Annotated in this window: 20 protein-coding genes; 16 read left to right on the top strand and 4 right to left on the bottom strand. The window is 65.4% G+C overall.

Going from position 1 to position 24,618, the window contains the following annotated elements:
* Window positions 1-83 precede the first annotated feature (83 nt).
* The 3 genes from dusB (at window position 84) to purH (ending at window position 3,060) form a co-directional block, all read left to right on the top strand.
* Entirely contained in the window at window positions 84-1,130 is a 1,047-nt protein-coding gene (gene dusB, locus A1D30_RS01000; RefSeq protein WP_063458954.1) for a tRNA dihydrouridine synthase DusB, read from the top strand.
* Entirely contained in the window at window positions 1,127-1,360 is a 234-nt protein-coding gene (locus tag A1D30_RS00995) for a Fis family transcriptional regulator (protein WP_063458953.1), read from the top strand. Before dusB ends, A1D30_RS00995 begins: the two co-directional genes overlap by 4 nt.
* Before the next feature lie 98 nt (window positions 1,361-1,458).
* Entirely contained in the window at window positions 1,459-3,060 is a 1,602-nt protein-coding gene (gene purH / locus A1D30_RS00990; RefSeq protein WP_063458952.1) for a bifunctional phosphoribosylaminoimidazolecarboxamide formyltransferase/IMP cyclohydrolase, read from the top strand.
* Between the two features lie 84 nt (window positions 3,061-3,144).
* On the opposite strand, the gene pobA is transcribed toward purH, so the two are convergent.
* Complete coding sequence (gene pobA / locus A1D30_RS00985; RefSeq protein ID WP_063458951.1) at window positions 3,145-4,329, bottom strand: 4-hydroxybenzoate 3-monooxygenase; 1,185 nt, start codon at window positions 4,327-4,329, stop codon at window positions 3,145-3,147.
* 116 nt (window positions 4,330-4,445) lie between these two features.
* Between pobA and A1D30_RS00980 the strand changes: the two genes are divergently transcribed.
* Entirely contained in the window at window positions 4,446-5,237 is a 792-nt protein-coding gene (locus tag A1D30_RS00980; protein WP_063458950.1) for an IclR family transcriptional regulator C-terminal domain-containing protein, read from the top strand.
* 73 nt (window positions 5,238-5,310) lie between these two features.
* Here A1D30_RS00980 and hemL read toward each other — a convergent pair whose 3' ends face one another.
* On the bottom strand, window positions 5,311-6,615 hold the full coding sequence (gene hemL, locus A1D30_RS00975; protein ID WP_063458949.1) for a glutamate-1-semialdehyde 2,1-aminomutase: 1,305 nt from the start codon (window positions 6,613-6,615) through the stop codon (window positions 5,311-5,313).
* Window positions 6,599-7,567 (bottom strand): bifunctional hydroxymethylpyrimidine kinase/phosphomethylpyrimidine kinase, encoded by a 969-nt coding sequence (locus A1D30_RS00970; protein ID WP_063458948.1) that lies wholly within the window; start codon window positions 7,565-7,567, stop codon window positions 6,599-6,601. Before A1D30_RS00970 ends, hemL begins: the two co-directional genes overlap by 17 nt.
* 94 nt (window positions 7,568-7,661) lie before the next feature.
* Here A1D30_RS00970 and A1D30_RS00965 point away from each other — a divergent pair, with 94 nt between their 5' ends.
* From A1D30_RS00965 to A1D30_RS00935, 7 genes are all read left to right on the top strand, one after another.
* On the top strand, window positions 7,662-7,835 hold the full coding sequence (locus A1D30_RS00965) for a rubredoxin (RefSeq protein ID WP_082836248.1): 174 nt from the start codon (window positions 7,662-7,664) through the stop codon (window positions 7,833-7,835).
* 59 nt (window positions 7,836-7,894) lie between these two features.
* Window positions 7,895-8,293 (top strand): response regulator, encoded by a 399-nt coding sequence (locus tag A1D30_RS00960; protein WP_005796099.1) that lies wholly within the window; start codon window positions 7,895-7,897, stop codon window positions 8,291-8,293.
* Window positions 8,293-8,658 (top strand): response regulator, encoded by a 366-nt coding sequence (locus tag A1D30_RS00955; RefSeq protein WP_010459520.1) that lies wholly within the window; start codon window positions 8,293-8,295, stop codon window positions 8,656-8,658. The genes A1D30_RS00960 and A1D30_RS00955 overlap by 1 nt, the downstream gene beginning before the upstream one ends.
* A gap of 15 nt (window positions 8,659-8,673) precedes the next feature.
* Entirely contained in the window at window positions 8,674-9,201 is a 528-nt protein-coding gene (locus tag A1D30_RS00950) for a chemotaxis protein CheW (protein WP_063458946.1), read from the top strand.
* Window positions 9,202-9,222: 21 nt separating this feature from the next.
* Window positions 9,223-11,511, top strand: coding sequence for a methyl-accepting chemotaxis protein (locus A1D30_RS00945; protein WP_063458945.1), 2,289 nt, complete (start codon window positions 9,223-9,225; stop codon window positions 11,509-11,511).
* A 48-nt stretch (window positions 11,512-11,559) separates the two neighbouring features.
* On the top strand, window positions 11,560-17,826 hold the full coding sequence (locus A1D30_RS00940; RefSeq protein ID WP_063458944.1) for an Hpt domain-containing protein: 6,267 nt from the start codon (window positions 11,560-11,562) through the stop codon (window positions 17,824-17,826).
* Window positions 17,827-17,984: 158 nt separating this feature from the next.
* On the top strand, window positions 17,985-19,157 hold the full coding sequence (locus tag A1D30_RS00935; protein WP_063458943.1) for a PilT/PilU family type 4a pilus ATPase: 1,173 nt from the start codon (window positions 17,985-17,987) through the stop codon (window positions 19,155-19,157).
* A 42-nt stretch (window positions 19,158-19,199) separates the two neighbouring features.
* Here the strand turns inward: A1D30_RS00935 and A1D30_RS00930 are convergent, their stop codons facing one another.
* Window positions 19,200-20,702 (bottom strand): deoxyribodipyrimidine photo-lyase, encoded by a 1,503-nt coding sequence (locus A1D30_RS00930; protein WP_063458942.1) that lies wholly within the window; start codon window positions 20,700-20,702, stop codon window positions 19,200-19,202.
* A gap of 21 nt (window positions 20,703-20,723) precedes the next feature.
* Between A1D30_RS00930 and A1D30_RS00925 the strand changes: the two genes are divergently transcribed.
* The 5 genes from A1D30_RS00925 to A1D30_RS00905 all read left to right on the top strand — a co-directional run bounded on the left by A1D30_RS00925 (window position 20,724) and on the right by A1D30_RS00905 (window position 24,609).
* Window positions 20,724-21,323 (top strand): YqgE/AlgH family protein, encoded by a 600-nt coding sequence (locus A1D30_RS00925; protein ID WP_063458941.1) that lies wholly within the window; start codon window positions 20,724-20,726, stop codon window positions 21,321-21,323.
* On the top strand, window positions 21,320-21,751 hold the full coding sequence (ruvX, locus tag A1D30_RS00920; protein ID WP_063458940.1) for a Holliday junction resolvase RuvX: 432 nt from the start codon (window positions 21,320-21,322) through the stop codon (window positions 21,749-21,751). The genes A1D30_RS00925 and ruvX overlap by 4 nt, the downstream gene beginning before the upstream one ends.
* Window positions 21,748-22,269 carry a bifunctional pyr operon transcriptional regulator/uracil phosphoribosyltransferase PyrR gene (gene pyrR / locus A1D30_RS00915; protein WP_063458939.1) on the top strand — a complete coding sequence of 174 codons (522 nt, stop codon included), beginning with the start codon at window positions 21,748-21,750 and terminating at the stop codon, window positions 22,267-22,269. The genes ruvX and pyrR overlap by 4 nt, the downstream gene beginning before the upstream one ends.
* Before the next feature lie 2 nt (window positions 22,270-22,271).
* Window positions 22,272-23,234 (top strand): aspartate carbamoyltransferase catalytic subunit, encoded by a 963-nt coding sequence (locus tag A1D30_RS00910; RefSeq protein ID WP_008903259.1) that lies wholly within the window; start codon window positions 22,272-22,274, stop codon window positions 23,232-23,234.
* A 79-nt stretch (window positions 23,235-23,313) separates the two neighbouring features.
* Window positions 23,314-24,609: a dihydroorotase gene (locus tag A1D30_RS00905; RefSeq protein WP_063459160.1), complete on the top strand. Its 1,296-nt coding sequence runs from the start codon at window positions 23,314-23,316 to the stop codon at window positions 24,607-24,609.
* The last annotated feature ends 9 nt before the right edge of the window (window positions 24,610-24,618 follow it).

Below are 24,618 nucleotides of genomic sequence, written 5' to 3'. Positions count from 1 at the left end.
CATTTCATTTGCTGAAATTTTGAGCAGGTACAATCCCGCCTCCTTTTTCAGCATTCGCTGTCGCCCCCTCCCGCACCCCTCCCATGCAGATCGGCCACATTCCTTTGGCGAACCGGTTGTTCGTCGCCCCGATGGCGGGCGTCACCGACCGGCCGTTTCGCCAGCTGTGTAAGGCGCTGGGCGCGGGCTATGCGGTGAGCGAGATGGTGACCTCGCGCAAGGACCTGTGGAACAGTCTCAAGACCTCGCGCCGGGCCAACCATGACGGGGAGCCGGGGCCCATTGCCGTGCAGATCGCAGGCACAGATGCACCGATGATGGCCGAGGCGGCGGTCTACAACGTGGAACGCGGCGCGCAGATCATCGACATCAACATGGGCTGCCCGGCGAAGAAGGTCTGCAATAAATGGGCGGGCTCCGCCCTGATGCAGAACGAGGCGCTGGCGGTGGAGATCGCTGCTGCGGTGGTGGAGGCCTGTGCGCCCTTCAATGTGCCTGTCACGCTGAAGATGCGCACCGGCTGGTGCCAGGAGCACAAGAACGCCGTGCAGCTCGCGCGGCAGTTTGAAAGTGTGGGCATCCAGATGCTCACCGTGCACGGCCGCACACGTGAGCAGGGCTACAAGGGCCATGCGGAGTACGACACCATCGCCGCCGTCAAGGCGGCGGTGAAGGTGCCCGTGGTGGCCAACGGCGACATCACTTCGCCCGAAAAGGCGCGCGACGTGCTCGCCGCCACCGGCGCCGACGCGATCATGATTGGCCGCGCTGCCCAGGGCCGCCCGTGGATCTTCCGCGAGATCGGTCACTTTCTGGCCACGGGCGAACACCTGGCGCCGCCGCTGGTGGCCGAGGTGCGGCGCCTGCTGCTGGACCACCTGCACGACCACTACAGCCTGTACGGCGAGCTGACCGGGGTGCGCAGTGCGCGCAAGCACATTGCCTGGTACCTGCGCGCGCTGCCGGGCGGCGAGGCCTTCAGGCAACACATCAATACGATCGAAGACTGCACCACACAGTGGCAGGCCGTGGCCGACCACCTGGATGCCCTGGGGCAGCAGATGGACCGGCTGCCTGCCGCCACGGGCGTGGACGCAGAACCAGAAGAACAAGAGGGATTGGCTGCATGAGCAAGAAACACATAGAAGAATGCGTGCGCGAGAGCCTGCAGGGCTACTTCCGCGACCTGGGCGGCGAGACGCCCGATGGCATGTACGACATGCTGGTGCGTGTGGTCGAAAAGCCGCTGCTGGAAGTGGTGATGACCCATGCGGACAACAACCAGTCGCGCGCCGCCGAATGGCTGGGCCTGAACCGCAACACCTTGCGCAAGAAGCTGGTCGAGCACAAGCTGCTCTGACGCTGTTGTGCTGATTGCTATCTAATTTATAGCTACTAGCCCTTGATGGACAGGCGCAAGGGCCCTTTTTTATTCAAAACCTCCCCACCACCACTGCCATGAACGCACTCCTCTCCGTCTCCGACAAGACCGGCATTGTCGAATTTGCTCAAGCGCTGCACACGCTGGGCATCAAGCTCTTGTCCACCGGCGGCACCGCCAAGCTGCTGGCCGACAAGGGCCTGCCCGTGACCGAAGTGGCCGAAGTCACCCAGTTCCCCGAAATGCTCGACGGCCGCGTGAAGACGCTGCACCCCAAGGTGCACGGCGGCCTGCTGGCGCGCCGCGAGCTGCCCGAACACATGGCCGCGTTGAAGCAACACGGCATCGACACCATCGACCTGCTGGTGGTCAACCTCTACCCGTTTGAAGCCACCGTGGCCAAGGCCGGTTGCACGCTGGCCGACGCCATCGAGAACATCGACATCGGCGGCCCCGCCATGGTGCGCAGCGCCGCCAAGAACTGGAAGGACGTGGGCGTGATCACCTCGGCCGACCAGTACGAGGCGGTGCTGGCCGAGTTGAAGGCCAATGGAAAACTGAGCGACAAGCTGCGCTTCGCGCTGTCGGTGGCCGCGTTCAACCGCATCGCCCAGTACGACGGCGCGATCAGCGACTACCTCTCGTCCGTCACGTTCGAAGAAGAAAAACTGTCGGAAACCTATGTGCCCACGCGCACCCAGTTCCCCGGCCAGAGCAACGGCATTTTCACCAAGGTACAGGATCTGCGCTACGGCGAAAACAGCCACCAGCAGGCCGCGCTGTACCGCGACCTGCACCCCGCGCCCGGCTCGCTGGTCACTGGCGTGCAACTGCAGGGCAAGGAACTGAGCTACAACAACATCGCTGACGCTGATGCGGCGTGGGAATGCGTGAAGAGCTTTGACGCCGCCGCCTGCGTGATCGTCAAGCACGCCAACCCCTGTGGCGTGGCCGTGGGCCTGGACGCGCTGAGCGCCTACAGCAAGGCCTTCCAGACCGACCCCACCAGCGCCTTCGGCGGCATCATCGCGTTCAACCGCGTGGTGGACGGCCCTGCCGCCCAGCAGGTGAGCAAGCAGTTTGTCGAAGTGCTGATGGCCCCCGACTTCACGGCCGAGGCGCTGGAGATCTTCAAGGCCAAGGCCAATGTACGCCTGCTCAAGATCGCGTTGCCAACACACGGAGGCAAGACCGACTGGGAACGCGGCCGCAACGCCATGGACGCCAAGCGCATCGGCTCGGGCCTGCTGCTGCAGACCGCCGACAACCACGAGCTATCGCTCATCGACCTCAAGGTCGTGACCCAGAAGCAGCCCACGCTGGAAGAAATGGAAGACCTGCTGTTCGCCTGGAAGGTCGCCAAGTACGTCAAGAGCAACGCCATCGTCTTCTGCAAGGGCGGCATGACCATGGGTGTGGGCGCGGGCCAGATGAGCCGCCTGGACTCGGCTCGCATCGCCAGCATCAAGGCCGGGCACGCCAACCTGTCGCTGCAGGGCACCGTGGTGGCGAGCGACGCGTTCTTCCCCTTCCGCGACGGCCTCGATGTGGTGGTCGATGCAGGCGCCACCTGCGTCATCCAGCCCGGCGGCTCCATGCGCGACAACGAGGTGATCGACGCGGCCAACGAGCGCGGCGTGGCCATGGTCTTCAGCGGCGTGCGCCATTTCCGCCATTGATCCCACCGGCGGCGGGCACCCAACAAAAAGCGGCTTCCAAGGAAGCCGCTTTTTTTATGCCCGTTGTCAGGGTGGAGGTGAGGTTCAGGTTCCGAAATTCATCGGCAGCCCCACGTAGTTCTCCGCCAGCGACACCGAGGCAGCCCGTGAGTTCACCAGGTAGTCCAGCTCGGCCTCCTGGATCTTCTGGCCGAATTCGCCGGTCTCGGGAAAGCGGTGCATCAGCGAGGTGAACCACCACGAGAAGCGCTCGGCGCGCCACACGCGGCGCAGGCAGCGGTCGGAGTAGGTGTCGATGCCCACGGCGGACTTCTCTGTGTAGAACTCGGTCAGGGCGGTCCACAGGTAACCCACGTCGCTGGCGGCCAGGTTCAGGCCCTTGGCGCCGGTGGGCGGCACGATGTGGGCCGCGTCGCCCGCCAGGAACATGCGGCCAAAACGCATGGGTTCGGCCACAAAGCTGCGCAGCGGGGCAATGCTCATCTCCAGCGCCGGGCCGGTGACCAGGTTGGCGCGGGCCTCGGGGTCCAGGCGGTTGCCCAGCTCGGCCCAGAACTGGTCGATGGTCCAGTTGTCGATCTTGTCGGTGCTGGGCACCTGCACGTAGTAGCGGCTGCGCGTGGCGCTGCGCATGCTGCACAGCGCAAAGCCGCGTTCGGTGTTGGCATAAATCAGCTCGTGCGAGACGGGCGGCACATCGGCCAGCACGCCCAGCCAGCCAAAGGGGTACACGCGTTCGTAGGTCTTGAGCAGGTCGGCCGGGGCGCTGGCGCGGCACACGCCGTGGTAGCCGTCGCAGCCGGCGATGAAGTCACAGGCCAGCTCGTGCGTCTGACCGTCCTTCTGGTAAGTCACGCGGGGGCTTTGGCCGTCGAAATCGTGCACCTGCACGTTCTGCGCGTCGTACACGGTGGTCAGGCCTTCCGCTGCGCGCGCATCCATCAGGTCACGCGTCACTTCGGTCTGGCCGTACACCGTCACGCGGCTGCCGCCGGTCAGGTCGTGCAGGTCGATGCGGTGGCGTGCGCCCTTGAACAGCAGCTCGATGCCGTCGTGCGGCAGGCCCTCGGCATGGGCGCGGGCGCCGACACCGGCCTTGTCCAGCAGGTCCATGCTGACCTGCTCCAGCACACCCGCGCGGATGCGGCCCAGCACGTAGTCGGGGCTGCGCTGTTCGATGATGACGGCGTCAATGCCGGATTTGTAGAGCAACTGGCCGAGCAGCAGGCCGGCGGGGCCTGCGCCGATGATGGCAACCTGGGTACGCATGGTGGGGCAATCTCGTGAAGTTCGATGCTGCGAAGCGTAGGTTGATCTGCGTCAAGAGAGCAGGCCATCGTGGCGGTTGCGTGCGATTGTCGATTGTGTTGTGCGATCATCGCGCAATGACCATCGTGCAGGCAGCTGCCCCCATCGCCAAGGCGGACTTCATCGAAGGCATGGCCAAAGGCATGGCTGTGCTGGAGAGCTTCGACACCGAGCGCCAGCGGCTTAACGCCACGCTGGCTGCGCAGCGCACCGGGCTCACGCGGGCGGCTGCCCGGCGGCATCTGCTCACCCTGGCGCACCTGGGCTATCTGGAGACGGATGGCAGCTACTTCTGGCTGGCGCCCAAGGTGCTGCGGTTTTCAGGCAGCTACCTGGCCTCCGCCCGCCTGCCGCGGGTGCTGCAGCCCACGCTGAACCGGCTGGCGGCGCAGACGCAGCAGTCCTTCTCGGCCGTGGTGCTGGATGGCAACGAGGTGGTGATCGTGGCGCGCAGCGGGGTGTATGGCGCACCATCGCGCGTGCTGGCCTATGGCCTGCACCTGGGCGCGCGGCTGCCCGCGCACCCCACGTCCACGGGGCGGGTGCTGCTGGCGGCGTTGCCGCCGGTGGAACTTACGCAATGGCTCAAGGGCCACACGCTGCAACGCCTCACGCCCCACACCATCACCCAGGTGGGGCCGCTGCGGCAGGTGGTTGCCAAGGCGCGGCGCGATGACTATTGCCTGGCGGTGGAAGAGCACGAGCTGGGCGTGCACGCACTGGCCGTGCCGCTGCGCAACCTGCAGGGCCACACGGTGGCGGCGCTCAACGTGGTGGCGTCGCCCAAGCAGATCGATGAAGGCAGCCTGCAGCGCGACATGCTGCCGCTGCTGCAAGACGCAGCCCGGGAGCTGCGCGGGCTGTTGTGACTGCCTTGTTGCTGGAAATATGAATAAAAAAGGCAGTTACCGCGCTATGGGTAATCGCTGATAGCTATCGTTTTTATAGTGTTTTGAACACTTCGCGGGCGGCTGCCACGGTGGCGGCAATGTCGTCGGCCGTGTGGGCGGCGCTCACAAACCCCGCTTCGTACAGCGCCGGCGCAATGTAGACCCCCCGGTCCAGCAGGCCGTGGAACAGTTGGTTGAAGCGCGCGCTGTCGGTTTGGAGCACCTGGGCGTAGTTTTGGGGCAGCTCGGGCATCAGGAAGAAGCCGAACATACCGCCTTCGCAGTCGGTGCTGAAGGGCACGCCTTCGGCAGCAGCGGCTGCGGCCAGTCCATCGACCAGCGAGCGGGTGCGGGCCGAGAGCGCATCAAAGAAGCCAGGCTTCTTGATCTCGCGCAGCGTGGCCAGGCCACAAGCCGTGGCGACCGGGTTGCCCGACAGCGTGCCCGCCTGGTACACCCCGCCCAGGGGCGCCAGGTGTTCCATGATAGCGCGCGGGCCGCCAAAGGCTGCCAGCGGCATGCCGCCGCCAATCACCTTGCCCAGCACGGTGAGGTCTGGCTTGAAACCCGGGATGCTCTTGGCGTACACGCTTTGGGCGCTGCCCAGCGCCACGCGGAAGCCGGTCATCACCTCGTCGAGCACCAGCAGCGCGCCGTGTTCGGTGCATAGCTCGCGGCAGCGCTTCATGAAGGGCACGCTCGCGCGCACCAGGTTCATGTTGCCCGCGATGGGCTCGATCATCACGCAGGCCAGTTCTTTGCCGTGCAGGGCAAAGGCTTCTTCGAGCTGGGCGACGTTGTTGTATTCGAGCACGATGGTGTGCTGCACCACCTCGGGCGGCACGCCGGCGCTGGTGGCGTTGCCAAAGGTGGCCAGGCCCGATCCGGCCTTGACCAGCAGCGAGTCGGCGTGACCGTGGTAGCAGCCTTCGAATTTGATGAACTTGCTGCGCCCCGTGGCGCCGCGCGCCAGGCGGATGGCGCTCATCCCGGCTTCGGTGCCCGAGCTGACGAGGCGGATCATCTCCATGGAGGGCACGAGGCCCAGGATTTCCTCGGCCAGCTCCACCTCGCGCTCGGTGGGCGCGCCGAAGCTGAAGCCTTCCAGCGCCGCGCTCTGCACGGCTTCGAGAACGGCGGGGTGGCCGTGGCCCAGGATCATCGGGCCCCAAGAGCCGATGTAGTCGATGAAACGCTGGTCGTTGGCGTCCCAGAAGTAGGCGCCTTGGGCACGTTTCACGAAACGGGGTGTGCCGCCCACGGCCTTGAAGGCCCGCACGGGCGAGTTCACGCCGCCGGGGATGAGCGCCTTGGCGCGTTCGAACAGGGGGATGTTGAGGTCAGTGTTTGGTGTCATGGGGAGGCATCACAAAGCCTTCGAGGGCCTGTGCTTCGTCGATCGGAGTCTCTTCTTCTTCTTCTTCTTCCGCGCCGGACTCGTCGTCCTCGGGCTGGGCCCAGAACATGCGGTCGGGCACGATGTGGCCCATGCCAGGGCGAAAACCGGCGTCCAGGCAGCGGTCCAGGTAGCTCAGCGCCTCGCTGGTGGCTTCGCCCAGGTCGTTGCCCGCCGCCACCAGGGCGGTGAGTGCGGCCGAAAGGGTGTCGCCCGCGCCTGCAAACGTGGCGTCAAACAGCTCGAACTTGCCGCTGCCCAGCACGGTCTGGGGAGAAGCCAGCACGTTCTCGACAAACTGCTCGGGCAGCGGGATGCCGGTGACCAGGGTGTAGGGCACGCCCATTTCGGACGCAGCCCGGGCGATGTCGCGGGCGGTGGGGTTGCGCTCGCCGCTCCAGTCCGGCAGCAGCCAGCGCCACAGGGTGCTGTGGTTTCCAACCAACACTGAGGTCTGGGGCAGCAACAATTCGCGGAAGGCGTCCAGGTACTCGTCGATCAGCTCGTCACGCCACCAGGACAGGTTGGGCATGTACGCTATCACCGGGACTTCGTCATAGTCTGTGGTTATTTCGGCGATGGTGCTGATGTTCTCGGGGCTGCCCACGAAGCCGACCTTGATGGCCTGGACCGGGAGGTCTTCCAGCACCGCCCGGGCCTGCTCGGCCACGGCCTCGTCGTCAAAGCCGAAGTGGTCAAAAATCTCTGCCGTGTCGCGGGCGTAGGCGCCTGTGACCACGGCAATGGGGTGCCCGCCGACGGATGCAATCGTGGTGATGTCGGCGGTCAGCCCGCCTGCGCCGCTGGGGTCGCTGGCATTGAAGACAAGCACACATGCAGGGCTTGCTTCCTCCGCACCGTCATCGTCGATCTCTGTGATTTCTGAGGGGGGAGGAGACGCTTTGATGGTCATGGACCAGATCCTGCTTGAGGGGTGGCACCGAAGCCGCAGCCCATGGAGATGACTAGATACAATCGTTGCATTCTATGTGAAGGCCCTTTAAGCTGTGACCGACTCTAAAACTTGGATGTGTTTGATTTGCGGCTGGATTTATGACGAGGCAGAGGGGTCCCCTGAGCACGGCATTGCACCCAACACGCCCTGGGATCAGGTCCCCATGAATTGGACCTGCCCTGAATGTGGCGCCCGCAAGGAAGATTTCGAGATGGTTCAGATCTGAGACGCTTCAGCACCACTTGCTGCGGCGTTGTTTATTTTCTCCATCGGGAGCAGTGACAATTGACTACAACAGGCGCATCTTTCAAAGTGCTCGTGGTGGATGACAGCAACACCATCCGTCGAAGCGCCGAGATTTTTCTCAAGCAGGGGGGGCACGAAGTCTTGTTGGCAGACGACGGCTTTGATGCTTTGGCCAAAGTCAACGATTACCAGCCTCAGCTGATTTTCTGCGACATCCTCATGCCCAAGCTCGACGGGTACCAGACTTGCGCCATCATCAAGCGCAACGCCCGTTTTGCAGATACTCCGGTGGTGATGCTGTCCTCCAAGGACGGCGTGTTCGACAAGGCGCGTGGGCGCATGGTCGGCTGCCAGGAATATCTCACCAAGCCATTTACCAAAGACCAGCTGTTGCAAGCAGTTCAACAGTTTGGCAATTCCCAACAAGGAGCCATGTAATGCCCATTCAGAAAGTATTGGTCGTCGACGACTCGAAGACCGAGTTGATGTTTTTGACGGACCTGCTTCAGAAAAAAGGCATGCAAGTCCGTACTGCAGAAAATGCCGACGAAGCATTCCGCCGCCTCGCTGAAGAAAAGCCCGACCTCATTTTGATGGACGTGGTCATGCCTGGCCAGAATGGTTTTCAGCTCACGCGTGCCATTACCCGCGACCCGCTGTATGCCGATGTGCCGATCATCATGTGCACCAGCAAGAACCAGGAAACCGACCGTGTCTGGGGCATGCGTCAGGGCGCGCGCGGCTACATCACCAAGCCGGTGGACCCCGCCGAGTTGCAGGCCAAAATCGACGCTCTGAACTGAGGCTGCGGCGCGCTCATGGCCAACCGCGAAGCCCTGCGAGAGTTGCAGACCCGACTTGCCAGCCGCCTGCAGGCTGCAAGAACCGAAGGGACCTCTGTGTCATCCTGGCTGGCTGTCGAGTCCGCCGGGAGTTTCTACTTGTTGCCCCTGGGGCAGTCCGGGGAGATTTTCCCCTGGGCCTCCGTCCAGGCTGTGCCCTACACCCAGAGCTGGTTTCTGGGCGTTGCCAACCTGCGTGGCGGTCTGGTGGGTGTTGTGGATCTGGCGGGCCTGCTGGGATCGGCAGCACCCCGCACCGAGCAGGCCCTGGCCGAGTCCAGCCTGCTGGCCTTCAATGCCGCGCTGGATGTCAACGCGGCCTTGCTGGTGGACCGCCTCGCGGGCCTGCGCGGAACCGACGCCTTTGTGTCGTCCGAGCCACCGGCTGAAGACGCGCCCAACTTCTTCGGCACCACCTATATCGATTCCAGCGGCACACGCTGGCAGGAGCTGAACCTGCAGATCCTGTCCCAACATCCCGCATTCCTGAGCATCAGTGCTTGAGTTTTTCTGTAAGGCTGCACCATGTCCGTCGTCAATCAATTTGGAAAACTGTTCAACCGGAAACCCGCTACGCCGGATGCAGGCGCGGCCGCCGGCACGGCGGACGATGGGCAGGATGTCCTGGCCACGGGCGCCCTGGATGGCGCGCAGTTGCGTGACGCCTACCAGGCAGAGGCCATGAACAGCGTTCAGGGGGACCCGGATGGTTACCCCTCCGAGCTGGCGGCTTCGGAAACGGACGAAGAACTGATTTCCCTGCCCTTGCTGGGGCGATCCACGGCCGCAGGCCACCAACGCCGTCTGCTGGCCCTGCTGCTGGTGGGTGTGCTGGTGCTGGGCGCGATTGCGTTCTGGGTGCTGCAGCAGGCGGATCGGTCTGCACAACAGCTGGCTTCGACCGGCCAATCGCTGATGCAGTCGCAACGTCTGGCCAAGTCGGTGTCGCAGGCCCTGGTGGGCAGCCCCCAGGCCTTCCCGGACGTGGTGGAAAGCTCGGGCGTGCTGGCGCGCAACGTGCGCGCCCTGAATGCGGGTGACAGCGAACTGGGTGTGCAGTCGCTGGGCGAGCCGTTCAAGCCGGATCTGGATGCCGTCAACCCCCTGATGGAACGCGCCGAGCGCAACGCCAGTGTGGTGATGGGCCAGCAGAAGATCCTGACCCAGGTGGGTGACGCTCTGCGCACCATCAACCGCCAGTCGTCCGACCTGCTGGAAATCGCCGAAACCGTGTCCTCGCTGAAGCTCCAGCAGAACGCCCCGGCCGCTGAAATTTCTGCCGCTGGTCAGTTGGTGATGTTGACCCAGCGTATCGGCAAGTCGGCCAACGAATTCCAGACCATGGAAGGCGTGAGTCCCGAGGCCGTGTTCTTGCTGGGCAAGGACTTGAACTCCTTCAAGGAAATCGCACAGGGCCTGCTGGACGGCAGCCCGGAGCTGCGCCTGGCCGCTACCAAGGACGCCCAGACCCGCGAACAACTCGAAGCCCTGGTCAAGCTCTATGAGCAGACCCGTACCCAGGCCAGCGCCATTCTGGGCAACCTGCAAGGCCTGGTGTCTGCCCGTGAAGCCCAGTCCGCGATCATTGCCGACAGCGAGCCGCTGCGCCGCCAGCTGGAAGGCCTGCAGAGCAAGCTGTCTGCCCAGACCGGTCTGGGTGCCGGCCAGTTCGCCGCCCTGGCGCTGGCAGGTCTGTTCGTGCTGCTGTGCGGTATCGGCATTTCGCGCGTTCAGCTGTTGGACAGCCGTGGACGCCAGGCGGCTGCCGAAACGCAGCAAAAAGACGCCAAGCGCCAGGAGCAGGAAGCCAAGCGCGTCAACGACGCCAACCAGGCCGCCATTTTGCGCTTGATGAACGAACTGCAGTCGGTTGCTGAAGGTGACTTGACGCAAGAAGCCACGGTGACCGAAGACATCACGGGCGCCATTGCCGACTCGGTGAACTACACGGTGGAAGAACTGCGCCAGCTGGTGGGCAGCGTGCAGAACACGGCAACCCGTGTGGCGCAGACGACGGCGCAGGTGGACAACACCTCCACCGAACTGCTGGCCGCATCGACCGAGCAGTTGCGCGAAATTCGCGAAACCGGCCGCTCCGTTCTGGACATGGCGACCCGAATCAACGAAGTGTCCACACAAGCCCAAGAGTCGGCCACTGTGGCCCGCCAATCGCTGCAAGCTGCCGACTCGGGTCTGCAGGCCGTGCAGAACGCCATCGGTGGTATGAACTCCATCCGCGACCAGATTCAGGACACCTCCAAGCGGATCAAACGCCTGGGCGAGTCGTCGCAGGAGATCGGTGAAATCACCGAGCTGATCTCTGACATTACCGAGCAGACGAACGTGCTGGCGCTGAACGCAGCCATCCAGGCAGCGTCCGCTGGTGAAGCCGGTCGCGGCTTCTCGGTGGTGGCGGAAGAAGTGCAGCGCCTTGCTGAACGCTCCGCAGACGCTACGCGCCAGATCTCGGCACTCGTGAAGGCCATTCAGACCGACACCCAGGATGCCGTGGCCGCTATGGAACGTTCCACGCAGGGTGTGGTGGAAGGGGCCCGCCTGTCCGACTCCGCCGGTACCGCACTGACCGAAATTGACCGCGTGTCGCGCCGCCTTGCTGAACTGATTGAGCAGATTTCGTCCTCTACCTCCCGCGAAGCCGTTCTGGCCAACGAAGTGGCCGACAACATCCAGCACATTTTTGCGGTGACCGAGCAAACGGGTGAAGGTACCCGCACCACGGCACAACAGGTGCGCGAGTTGTCGCACATGGCCGAAGAACTGCGCCAATCGGTGGCACGTTTCAAGATCGCCTGACAGCAGTAGTCATCAACCAGCTGGCTCATTGCAGCCGGGGACAAATCCATGTCATCTATTGATGCCAACAATGCACCGGCCGCAGAAGGGACCCAGGGAGATCAGGACCTGGGTCCTTTGGCTTGGGTGCTTGACGAACTGCGTAAGTCACTCGACGGTGCGGTCAAGGCCATGCGCCGCTTCGTGCGCGATGCGGAAGTCGCGCGGGAATCCGATCTCGCGGCCCTGGATGCGGGGGCTCTGCGCATTGCGCGCCAGCAACTGCACCAGGCCTGTGGCGCACTGGAGATGGTGGGCATGGGCCCGCCAGCCCTGGTGCTGCGCTCCATGGAGTCTGCCGTCCAGAAGTTTGTGCAACGGCCCGAAACCTGCAGCGACGACGCTGCGGCCGTGATCGAGCGCGCAAGCTTTGCGCTGATTGAATACCTGGAGACCGTGCTGGCAGGCAAGTCGGTGTCTCCCGTCGCCCTGTTCCCCCAGTACCGTGATGCCCAGGCCCTGGCGGGCGCTGACCGTGTACACCCCGCAGACCTATGGCCTGTGGAGCGTCGTTTCCGCGAGCCCGAAGGCACGGTGACCCTTGCGCCATTGCCGTATGGCCCCGAGGCGCGGGCGCGGCTGGATGCAGCCGTGCTGCGCATCGTCAAGTCCGGCGATCTCCGGGCTGCGCTGAACCTGCGAGACACCTGCCTTGGTTTTGTAGCGGCCCAGACAGACCGCCAGGCGCGTGCCTTCTGGAAGATCTGCGCGGGCTTCTTCGAGGCCTTTGGCTCCGGTCTGCTGGCGCCCGACGTGTATGTGAAGCGCGTGGCCTCGCGGGTACTGATGCAGTACGCGACCCTGGCCAAGGGAGATCCCACCATCGCGGACCGCCTGGTGCAGGATCTGCTCTTTTTCTGCTCTCAGGCCAAAGCTTCCGATCTGCCTGCCGAGGCAGCGCCTTCGCTGCGCGCGGTGCGCCAGGCGTTCTCTCTGGACCGCTTCAAGCCCGTTGACTACGAAACCGCCCGTTTCGGGCGTTTTGATCCGGCGGTGCTGGCACAGGCGCGCAAGCGCATCGCGTCCGCCACCGAAACCTGGTCGGCATTGGCGGGTGGTGATCGCAACAAGCTCAAACCGGCTGCGGACCAGTTCAGTCTGGTGTGTGATTCGCTGAGAAAGCTGCATCCCGGTAGCGAAAACCTGGCCCAGGCGCTCACGCGGGCGACGGAGTCCACCACCCGTGCGGGCGAGCCGCCGTCGGCTGCCTTGGCGATGGAGGTGGCGACCTCGGTGTTGTACCTGCAAGCGGCGTTTGAAGAGCTGGATGCGGCCGACGACCAGATGGAGCTGCGGGCGACCCGCCTGGCTGAGCGCCTGGATGCAGTGACTGCGGGGGCCGAACCCGAGCCTCTGGAGCCCTGGATGGAGGAGCTGTACCGCAGGGTCAGCGACAACCAGACCATGGGCAGTGTGGTGGATGAGCTGCGTGTGACTTTGGGCGAGGCCGAGAAGGCCCTCGACCAGTTTTTCCGCAACCCCCAGGACACAGCTGTATTGGCCACGGTGCCTGGGCACCTGGCCCAGATGCGCGGCGTGTTGTCGGTGCTTGGGTTGGACCAGGCTTCGCTGGCGGTGGTGCGCATGCGCGACACGGTCGAGCGCCTGCTCATCAACGAGGTGCCCGAAGAAGGCCGTCAGGCTGTTTTCGAGAAGCTCGGCAACAGCCTGGGTGCGCTGGGTTTCCTGATCGACATGCTGAGCTACCAGCGCACGATGGCGCGCAAGCTTTTTGTCTATGACGAGAACCTTGGCGAGTTGCGCATCCTCATGGGCAAGACCCGTGCGCGCGCATCGGATGCCATGGAGGAAGCTCCCGCCAAGCTGGAGGAGCGCACCGACACGCTGGTGCCTGACGTGCTGCCGCGTTTCCCCGTGGCAGAGCCTGTCAGCGAACCCACGGACTTTGCCCCCATCCTGGATCTGGGGGCTGCCCCCGCCAGTGAACCTGTGGCCCTGGCAGAACCCGAAAGCCTCGCTCCGGACATCTCCTTCGATGTGGCCGCTCCTGCGACACCGGCGTCGGCGGTCACCGCTGCGGAGGCCCCCGCTTCCACGGCCAAGGCAGCCGTGCCCGATGTGGAAGACGAGCTGCTGGAGGTTTTCCTGGAGGAAGCACGCGAAGTGGTGGTCAATGGATTGGCCGCCATCGACCTGCTCCAGGCAGAGCCTGGCAATCTGAGCGAACAAACCACCTTGCGCCGTGCCTTCCATACGCTCAAGGGCAGTTCGCGCATGGTGGGCCTCAACGACTTCGGCGAGGCCGCCTGGTCGATGGAGCAGATTCTCAACACCTGGCTGGCTGAACAGAAGCCCATGCAGCCGGGCTTGTTGACGTTGTCCTCGGACGCCTTGCGGGCCTTTGGCCGCTGGGCCGACGACATTGCCGCAGGCCGTGCGACTGGCTGGGACCCCGAGTCTTTCCGCAAATCTGCGGATGCCATGCGCCTGGATGGCACGCTGCTGCCTCTGGTGGTGCCCTCCGAGGGCGGCGAGCCCCTGGTGGCTGTTTCGGAGATCGACGCCCTGGTGGAGCTGGGGCCCGAAGCGGTCAGCGTGCCTGCTGATACTGTGGTGGCCGAGGCCGCCGAGGCCCCAGAGGACGACCTGGGCCTGATGGACTTCCAGGCGACCGAAATTTCGGAGCATGTCCCCGAACATCCTGCAGCCGTTGAGGTGCCAGTGGTACCTGAACTGGCCGCTGCACCCGGTGTGGCAGAGGTGGCTGAGGACATTGACTTCTCCGTCTTCACCGCTGCCCTGAATGCAGATTCGGCCCCAGCGCCCCTGGTGGACCCGTCCAGCGCCGATTTTGTGCTCGACCTGGAGTTGCCCGATCTGGACTTGTCCGATGTGGCGCCGGTTGCCGAGGTTGCGGCCGTGGCCGCCGCACCGGAGCCGCTCCTGGACGCTCCGGTTGAAGCGTTCGCTTTGCCCGAAGCTGAAGTCAGCGCAACCCCAGAAACCGCAGTGCCTGCAGACATCGACGCTGAAGTGCCAGAGGCATCGGATGCGCTCGCGTCGCTGGATGTCGAAGCCCTGGAGCGGTTGCTGGAAGCAGAGTCCGCAGCGGCTGCCGCTGAGGCGCCGGTGGTGGCTGAGGCCCATGAAGCGGCCGCGCCTGCCGATGTTGAGCTGGCTTCTGAAATGGCCGGGCTTCTGGACGCCCTGCCGCAAGAGGACAGCAGCGCCAGCGACGATGCGGTCAAGGTGATTGATACCCTGCGTATCAGCATCCCGCTGTACAACGTCTATCTGAACGAGGCCGACGAATGGTCGCGCCGTCTGGTGACCTGCCTCCAGGAGTGGTCGCTGGAGTTGCACGAGCCGCTGCCCGATATGGGGGTGGCGCTGGCGCATTCGCTGGCGGGAAGTTCTGCCACGGTCGGTTTCACTGCCTTGTCGGAGTTGGCGCGGGCACTGGAACACGCGATGCAGCATGTGCAGCTGCAATCCGGCGGCACGCAGGAGCAGGCCCAGGCCTTCATGGGCGCGGCCGAGGACATCCGCCGCCTGTTGCACCAATTTGCTGCGGGTTTCCTCAAGGAGCCCAACGAAGAGGTTCTGGAGCAGCTGCGCCAGATTCTGGAAGCCGAGGTGGTGGCTACCTTGTCTCCGCCCGAAGAGGATGCTGCCGAAGCCTTCCCGATCGAGATGGTGGAGCCAGTGGCCCCCGAGCTCGAACCGGTCTCGGCACCCGAGCCGGAGCTGGCCGACGAACCTGAGGCGTTTGCCGAGGCGACGCTGGAGCCTGCACCGCTCATCATCCCGCAGGGCCACGTGGCGCCCGCGCTGTCGGTGGTGGCCCACGATCAGGACCAACTGATCGACGACGCGATCGCCCACGCCGTGGCACTGTCTTCGGATGTGGACGACGACATCGATGCGATTGACGTCATCGACCCTGACCTGTTCCCGATCTTCGAGGAAGAGGCTGCCGAGTTGCTGCCCCAACTGGGGGGCGCCCTGCGCCAATGGGCTGCACGGCCCGACAACCTGGGCGCACGCAGCGAAGTGCTGCGCGCCTTGCACACGCTCAAGGGCAGCTCGCGACTGGCTGGTGCCATGCGTCTGGGCGAAATGGCCCACCGGCTGGAGTCGGCCATCGAGCAGCTCGATGCCGAGACCGTCACCGCCGATCAGGTCGACCCCTTGCAGGCCAGTTTTGACGGCCTGCAGGCGAACTTCGACGCCCTGCGTGCCATCGGGCAAACGCCTGCCGATACGGTGGTCACACTGCCCGTCGAAGCCGCCCATGGCCGTCCGGATGCCGCAGAGCTGTCCACGGCGCCTGCTGCAGCTGTGGCGGGTGCCGCTGGCGCCGCACCGGCCGCTCCGGCAGTCCGGTTGCCCGGCCCGTCGCAGCTGGCGCCCTTGCGTGTGGCTGCCAGCCAGTCGGTGCGTGTGCGTGCCCAGTTGCTGGACCGCCTGGTGAACCAGGCGGGCGAGGTGATGATCAGCCGCTCGCGCCTGGATGTGCGCCTGGGGCAGTTCCGCAGCTCGCTCTCCGACCTTTCGGGCAACCTCGACAGGCTGCGCCAGCAACTGCGTGACATCGAGGTGCAGGCCGAATCGCAGATGCAGTCGCGCCTGGCCTTGTCCAAGGACTCGGCCGCAGGTTTCGACCCGCTGGAGTTCGACCGCTTCACCCGTGTGCAGGAACTCACCCGCATGATGGCTGAGTCGGTCAACGACGTGGCGACGGTGCAGCGCAATCTGCAGCGCGCCATGGAAGGCGCCGAAGACGATCTGATCGCCCAGGGCCGTCAGGCCCGGGAGCTGCAGCGCGACCTGCTGCGCACCCGCATGGTGGAGTTCGAAGGCATTGCCGAGCGCCTCTACGCCGTGGTGCGCCAGGCCTCCAAGGAGACCGGCAAGCAGATCAAGCTGGACATCACCGGCGGCTCCATCGAAATGGACCGTGGCGTGCTGGACCGCATGACCCCGGCGTTCGAACACTTGCTGCGCAACTGTGTGGCCCATGGCATCGAAGATCCCGAAGTGCGGGTGGCGGCGGGCAAGCCTGCCTCCGGCACGATCACTGTGGATCTGCACCATGAAGGCAACGACGTGTCGGTAGAGTTCCGCGACGACGGCGCGGGCCTGAACCTGCCCCGCATCCGTGAAAAGGCCCTGTCTCAGGGCATCGTGGAAGCGGGTGTGGAACTCAGCGATGCCGAGGCCGCCAACCTGATCTTCATGCCGGGCTTCTCGACGGCATCCGAAGTGACTGGCCTGGCTGGGCGCGGCATCGGCATGGACGTGGTGCGTGCCGAAATCAACGCCCTGGGCGGGCGCATCGAAACCTCGACTGAGGCGGGCAAGGGCGCGGCGTTCCGCATGGTGCTGCCTTTGACGACTGCGGTGACGCAGGTGGTGATGCTGCGCACCGGCGACCTGGCGGTGGGCGTGCCTGCCAACGTGGTGGAAATCGTGCGCCGCACCTCTGCGGCCGACCTCGAGGAAGCCTACCGCACCGGCGTGTTTGACGACGGGATGGAGAAGGTGCCCTTCTTCTGGTCCGGTGCCTTGCTGCAGGCGTCTGCCCGCAGCCATGAGCCCGCAGGCAAGACCCGCCCCGTGGTGATCTTCCGCAGTGCGGCGCAGCGTGTGGCCATGCACGTGGACGAAGTGCTGGGCAACCAGGAAGTTGTGGTGAAGAACCTCGGCCCCCAGTTGTCCCGCCTGCCAGGCTTGGCCGGTATGTCGGTGCTGGCCTCGGGTGCCGTGGTGTTGATCTACAACCCGGTGGCTTTGGCCACGGTGTACGGCGACCAGGTGCGTGCTGCCAGTGCGGGTATGGCGCCCGCCCCGGAAGCGGAGGGTGGCGCTGGTGGTGCCAAGCAGGTGGTCTCGCCCCAGCTGGCGGGGCCCAGCCAGGTGCCGCTGGTGCTGGTGGTGGACGATTCGATCACCGTGCGCCGCGTCACGCAGCGCCTGCTGCAGCGCGAAGGCTACCGGGTGGCCCTGGCGGCCGACGGTCTGCAGGCCCTGGAGCGGCTGCAGGAGGAGCGTCCGACCGTGGTGCTGTCCGACATCGAAATGCCCCGCATGGACGGCTTCGACCTGGCGCGCAACATCCGTGCAGACGGTGCATTGCGCGACCTGCCGATCATCATGATCACCTCGCGCATTGCCGAGAAGCACCGCGAGCATGCGATGGAGCTGGGTGTGAACCACTACCTGGGCAAGCCGTATTCGGATGAAGAACTGCTGAGCCTGATCCAGCACTACGCCCGCATCGCGGCAGCCGCAGCCGCAGCGGCCGAGGCCTGACAGACCATGCGCACCACCCACAGCCCCGCCCTTCACCGGCGGGGCTGTGGTTTTTGGGGGTGCCATGTTTCCGTGGTGGGTGGCGCTATGGCGGGTAGGGGKGTCGGCCCCGCAGCTGGCCCGCTGCAGCCCGCCTTTTGCAGAGGGCAGGGGTGCTGATGGACCCGGCAGCGCCGTCGCCCTCTGCCGATCCTCGCTTGCTGGCGTGCCTGGCCTTTGTGGCCAGGGAGCGGGCCTCCGATCTTTTCCTGCTGGCGGGTGCGCCGCCCACCATCAAGCGGCAGGGCGCGTTTGCGCCGATTGCCCAGCAGATGCTGTCGGCGGACGACGTTCGGCAGATGGCCTACTCCATCCTGCGGGAAGCCCAACGGCACGAGTTCGAGACCACCATGGAGTGCGATCTCTCGTTCCAGACCCCCGAGGGCGAGCGTTTTCGCGTCAATGTGCACCGCCAGCGTGGACAGGTGGGCATGGTGATACGGCATGTGATTGCGAAAATACCCGACCTGCAGACGCTGGGCCTGCCCCCGGTGCTGCAGCAACTGGCGTTTCTCAAGGGCGGTCTGGTGTTGACGGTGGGGGCTGCGGGTTCGGGCAAGACCACCACGCTGGCCGCATTGCTGGACCACCGCAACACCCACGCGGGCGGGCATATCCTGACCGTGGAAGACCCGATTGAATACCTGCACACCCACAAGAAGTCGCTGGTCACCCAGCGCGAAGTGGGGCTGGATACGCTGTCCTACGACGAGGCCCTGCGGCGGGCCATGCGCGAGGCCCCCAATGTGATCCTGATCGGCGAGATCCGTGACCGTGCCACCATGCAGCATGCGCTGCACTATGCCGAGTCCGGGCATCTGTGCGTGTCCACCCTGCACGCCAACAACGCCAACCAGGCGGTGCAGCGCATCCTGAACTTTTTCCCCGAAGATGCCCACCGCCAGCTACTCATGGACCTGTCGCTCAATCTGCGCGCGGTGGTGGCTTTGAGGCTGGTCGCAGGGCTGGCCGGGAGCCTGGTGCCCGCCACAGAGATCATGCTGCTGACCCCCTACGTGGCCGAACTGATCCAGAAAGGCCAGATTGACGAACTCAAGACGGCCATCACCCGCAGCGGGGAGCAGGGCATGTGGAGCTTTGACCAGTCCCTGTTGTCCATGGTCGAGTTGGGTGTCATCTCACCCGCAGAAGCGATAGCCAATGCCGACAACCGCACCGATGTGCGCCTGCGCCTGCGGCTGGCAGCCGGTGCCTCGCTGGGTGGCGAGGGCATGCAGATGACGCCAGAGGAACCACCACCGGGCGACCCACCGCCCGTGGCGCATCGCTAATGCACGGCGGTGGCCTGCTTCAATCCGCAGAGCCGTGTGTTGCTACCCTGCAGCCGTCTTCACCACGGCATACCGCTGCAGCGTGCGTTGCCGTGCGGCATCGTGCTCCACCACGGGCAAGGGGTAGGTGTCTCCCAGGCGCACGCCGGCTTCCTGCAGCTCCAGGGGGCGCGCCAGCCAGGGGGCGTGCAATGCCTTCGTCGGTAGCGCCGCAAGCTGGGGCAGGTAGCGGCGGATGAACTTGCCCTCTGGGTCGAATTTCTCGCTCTGGCTCACCGGGTTGAAGATGCGGAAATAGGGCTGCGCATCACACCCGCTGGAGCTGGCCCACTGCCAGCCGCCATTGTTGGCGGCCAGGTCGAAGTCATTGAGGTGCGTGGCAAAGTACGCCTCGCCCCGGCGCCAGTCCAGCCCCAAGTCCTTCACCAGAAAACTCGCCACCACCATGCGCAGGCGGTTGTGCATGTAGCCCGTCTGGTTGATTTGCGCCATGGCGGCATCCACCAGCGGGTAGCCCGTGCGGCCCTCGCACCAGGCGACAAACAGGGCGTCGGCTTCGGGGCCGGTTTCCCACTGGATGGCGTCGTAGGCGGGTTTGAAGCTGTGGCCCACCACATGGGGGTGGTGGTGCAGGATCTGAAAATAAAAGTCGCGCCAGATCAGCTCGCTCAGCCATGTCGCGGCGCCAGGGTTGCCCGCCTGCACCAGCCCGTGCGCGGTGCGCGCCAGCACCCGTGGCGAGATGGTGCCAAAGCGCAAATGCACGCTGAGGTAGCTGGGGCCCTTGACGGCTGGAAAATCGCGCGCATGGTCGTAGCGCTCGATACGGCCCAGAAAATCATCAAACAGCTGCTGCGCGCCACGGGCGCCGGTGGGCAGCCCGGGGGCTGGCGATGCACTGGCCTCGAACCCCAGCGACGCCAGCGCGGGCACTGGGTGGCAATGTCCCGGTGGGCGCGGCGCCAGGCGGTGCGCGTGGCGCTCCACCGGGTAGCTTGTGAGCTGAAAAGTATCGATTTTCTTGAGCCAGGCGTTCTTGTAGGGCGTGAACACGCTGTAGGGGTTGCCGGTCTGCGTCAGCACCTCGCTGCGTTCAAAAATCGTGTGATCCTTGAAGGTGTGGAATGCCTTGCCCGCAGCCGCCAGGCGGGTGCGCACCAGGCTGTCGCGTGCCAGCGCCAGGGGCTCGTCATCGTGGTTGGCAAACACAGCCTGCACGCCCAGGCTGTGCGCCAGGGCCGGGATCGCCTCGCTGGCCACGGCATGCAGCACGATGAGCCCGCCCTGCGGCTGGCCAGACAGGGCGCGCAGCGAGGCATCCAGTTCCTCCAGCGACGCGAGGATGAATTCCACCCGCCGGTCCCTGCGGGGCAGGCCGTCCAGAATCTCCCGGTCCAGCACGAAGGCGCAGTGCACCTGCTTGCACTGCGTCAGCGCCCGGTACAGGGCGGCGTGGTCCGCGGTGCGCAGGTCGCGGCGGAACCAGACAAGGCCGCTGAGGTAAGAAGACTCGGAAGGTCCGCAAGGCCTGGAAGAGGGCGCCATGTTCACCGTTAAAATTGAGGAATGTCTTTCGATTCTGCGCCCATCAACCTGACGCATCACTTCCTGATTGCGATGCCCGGCCTGGAAGATGAGTCTTTTGCGCGCAGTGTGGTCTACCTGTGCGAGCACAGCGAACGTGGCGCACTCGGGCTCATCATCAACAAGCCCTCCGACATCACCCTCAAAAGCCTGTTTGACAAAGTCGATTTGTCGCTGCGGCGCGAAGACCTCACCCGGGAGCCCGTCTTCCAGGGCGGCCCGGTGCAGACCGAACGCGGCTTTGTGCTGCACGAACCCATGCTCATGGACAAGGCCGAGACCGACGAGTCGGCCTATGCCTCCACCATGACCATCCCCGGCGGGCTGGAGATGACCACCTCCAAGGATGTGCTCGAAGCCCTGTCCACCGGCGCCGGGCCGCGCCGCGTGCTCATCACGCTGGGCTACTCGTCGTGGGGCGAGGGGCAGCTGGAGACAGAACTGGCCGAAAACGCCTGGCTCACCGTGGCGGCCGACCTGTCGGTGATTTTCGACACCCCTGTACCCGAGCGCTATGACCGGGCCCTGTCGCTGCTGGGCCTGCAGGCCTGGATGCTGTCGCCCGAGGCGGGCCACGCATGACCGGCGCGCCCGCTCAGCCCCTCCAGCCGCCAGCCGTTCCTGCGCATTTCCAGACCTTTCTTGCTTTCGACTTCGGCCTCAAGCGCACGGGCGTGGCGTCGGGCAACCGCATGCTGCGCAGTGCCACGCCGCAACGCACCATCCAGGCCGAGGGCGACGCCCGTTTTGCCCAGGTGGCCGAGCGCATCAAGGAATGGCAGCCCGACGCGCTGGTGATCGGCGTGCCCTACCACCCCGACGGCGCCAGCCACGAGAACACTGCGCGGGCGCTCAAGTTCGGCCGCCAGCTGCGCGGCCGTTTTGGTTTGCAGGTGTTCGAGGTGGACGAGCGCTACAGCACCACCGAAGCCATCGCCGGGGGCGCCAAGGATGCCGATGCCGCCTCGGCCTGCATCATCCTGGAACAGTTTTTGAGGAATCTCCCATGACCACCCCATCCCCCGGAATGTCCGGCAGCCTGGTGCTCGACGCCGAAGCGCTGTACCGCGAACTGCTGCGCGGCGTGCGCAGCATGCTCACCCCCACCACGCGCCTGGCGGGCATTGCCTCGGGCGGCGCATGGCTGGCCGAGCGTCTGCAAAAAGACCTGGGCTTCGAAGGCCCTGCCGGTGTGCTTTCGTCGGTGATGCACCGCGACGACTTCGCCCAGCGCGGCCTGTCGGCCAGCGCGCAGACCGCGCTGCCGTTCGACGTGAACGGCGCTGACGTGCTGGTGCTTGACGACGTGCTCTACACCGGCCGCACCATCCGCGCCGTGCTCAACGAGCTGTTCGACTATGGCCGCCCCGCCAGCGTGCGCCTGGCCGTGCTGGTGGACCGGGGCGGGCGCGAGCTGCCGGTGCAGGCCGACTTTGCCGCCGCCCGCGTGGCCCTGCCTGCCGCCCAGTCGCTGGCCCTGGCGCGTGACGACAGCGGCATCTTCCAATTCCAAGTCAAAGAGGCCTGACCGTGCTGCACAAGCGCAATCCCCAACTCAACGGCAACGGCGAACTCATCCACCTGCTGTCCATCGAGGGCCTGCCGCGCGACATCGTCACGCACATCCTCGACACGGCCGCCAACTTCGTGAGCGTGAACGACCGCGAAGTGAAGAAAGTGCCCCTCCTGCGCGGCAAGAGCGTGTTCAACCTGTTCTTCGAGAACAGCACGCGCACGCGCACCACCTTCGAGATCGCGGCCAAGCGCCTGTCGGCCGACGTGCTCAATCTCGACATCGCGCGCAGCTCGGCCAGCAAGGGCGAGTCGCTGCTCGACACCATCGCCAACCTCTCGGCCATGGCGGCCGACCTGTTCGTGGTGCGGCACAGCGAGTCGGGCGCGCCGTACCTGATTGCGCAGCATGTGGCGCCCCATGTGCACGTGATCAATGCGGGCGACGGCCGGCATGCCCACCCCACGCAGGGGCTGCTGGACATGTACACCATCCGCCACTACAAGAAGGACTTCAGCAACCTCACGGTGGCCATCGTGGGCGACGTGCTGCACTCGCGCGTGGCGCGTTCTGACATCCACGGCCTCACCACGCTGGGCTGCGCCGAAGTGCGTGTGGTGGGCCCGCGCACGCTGGTGCCGTCCGACATGGCGCAGATGGGTGTGCGCGTGTGCCACACGCTCGAAGAAGGCATCAAGGATGCCGACGTGGTCATCATGCTGCGCTTGCAGAACGAGCGCATGAGCGGTGCGCTGCTGCCGTCCAGCCAGGAGTATTTCAAGAGCTTCGGCCTCACGCAGGAAAAGCTGCAGCTGGCCAAGCCCGACGCCATTGTCATGCACCCCGGCCCCATCAACCGGGGCGTGGAGATCGACTCCGCCGTGGTCGATGGCAAACAAAGCGTGATCCTGCCGCAGGTCACCTTCGGCATTGCCGTGCGCATGGCCGTGATGTCCATCGTTGCTGGCAACGAAGCATGAAGTTTGGAATGAATGCTCCTGTTTTCATAGCTGCTAGCGTATGCCAGATGCGCGCAAGCAGCCAATTTGGCTTGAAATCATGAAGATACTGATCCAGAACGGCCGCTTGATCGACCCCGCTTCGGGCCTCGACCAGACCGGTGACATTGCGATTGCCGCAGGCCGCATCGTGGGTGTGAACCGCGTGCCGCCCGACTTCGCGCCCAAGCGCGTGGTGGACGCCTCCGGCTGCATCGTGCTGCCCGGCCTGGTGGACCTGGCCGCGCGCCTGCGCGAGCCCGGCCACGAACACGAAGGCATGCTCGAATCCGAGATGGCCGCCGCCGTGGCCGGTGGCGTGACCAGCCTGGTCTGCCCGCCCGACACCGACCCCGTGCTCGATGAGCCGGGCCTGGTCGAGATGCTCAAGTTCCGCGCCGAAAAGCTGCACCAGTCGCGCCTGTTCCCGCTGGGCGCGCTCACCCGCAACCTGGCGGGCGAGGTGCTGACCGAGATGGCCGAGCTGACCGAATCCGGCTGCGTGGGCTTTGGCCAGGCCGAGGTGCCGCTGGCCAGCACCCAGGTGCTGCAGCGCGCGCTGCAGTACGCCGCCACCTTTGGCTACACCGTGTGGCTGCGCCCGCAAGAGATGCACCTGGGCAAGGGCGTGGCGGCCAGCGGCCCGCTGGCCACGCGCCTGGGCCTGTCGGGCGTGCCCGTGGCGGCCGAAACGATTGCGCTGCACACCATTTTTGAACTGCTCAAAACCACCGGCGCCCGCGTGCACCTGTGCCGCATCAGCAGTGCTGCGGGTGTTGAGCTGCTGCGCCGCGCCAAGGCCGAGGGCCTGAAGGTCACGGCCGACGTGAGCATCAACTCGCTGCACCTCACCGATGTGGACATTGGCTTCTTCGACAGCCGTGCGCGCCTGTCGCCCCCGCTGCGCCAGCAGCGCGACCGCGACGCACTCAATGCCGCGCTGGCCGACGGCACCATCGACGCCCTGGTGTCCGACCACAACCCGGTCGATGAAGACGCCAAGACACTGCCGTTTGCCGAGGCCGAACCCGGTGCCACGGGGCTGGAGCTGCTGCTGTCGCTCGCGCTCAAGTGGTCGCGGGACAGCGGTGTGCCCCTGCAGCGGGCGCTGGCCACCGTCACGTCCGAACCCGCACGCGTGCTGGGCAGCGCCCTGGGCACGCTGCAGGCCAGCGTGGGCCAGATCGTGGAAGGCGGCGTGGGCGACCTGTGCATTTTGGACCCGCAGGCCGCGTGGACCGTGCAAGACGACGCGCTGCGCAGCCAGGGCAAACACACCCCCTTCTCGGGCTACGAACTGCCCGGCAGCGTGCGCATGACGCTGGTCGGCGGCCAGGTCGCCTTTGACCGAGGCTGAGGTGGTGCG

Source organism: Acidovorax sp. GW101-3H11, assembly GCF_001633105.1.
In the GTDB taxonomy this organism is placed as follows: domain Bacteria; phylum Pseudomonadota; class Gammaproteobacteria; order Burkholderiales; family Burkholderiaceae_C; genus Acidovorax.
The sequence above is the reverse complement of the archived record's forward strand: the minus strand, read 5'-3'. Positions and strand labels throughout refer to the sequence as shown.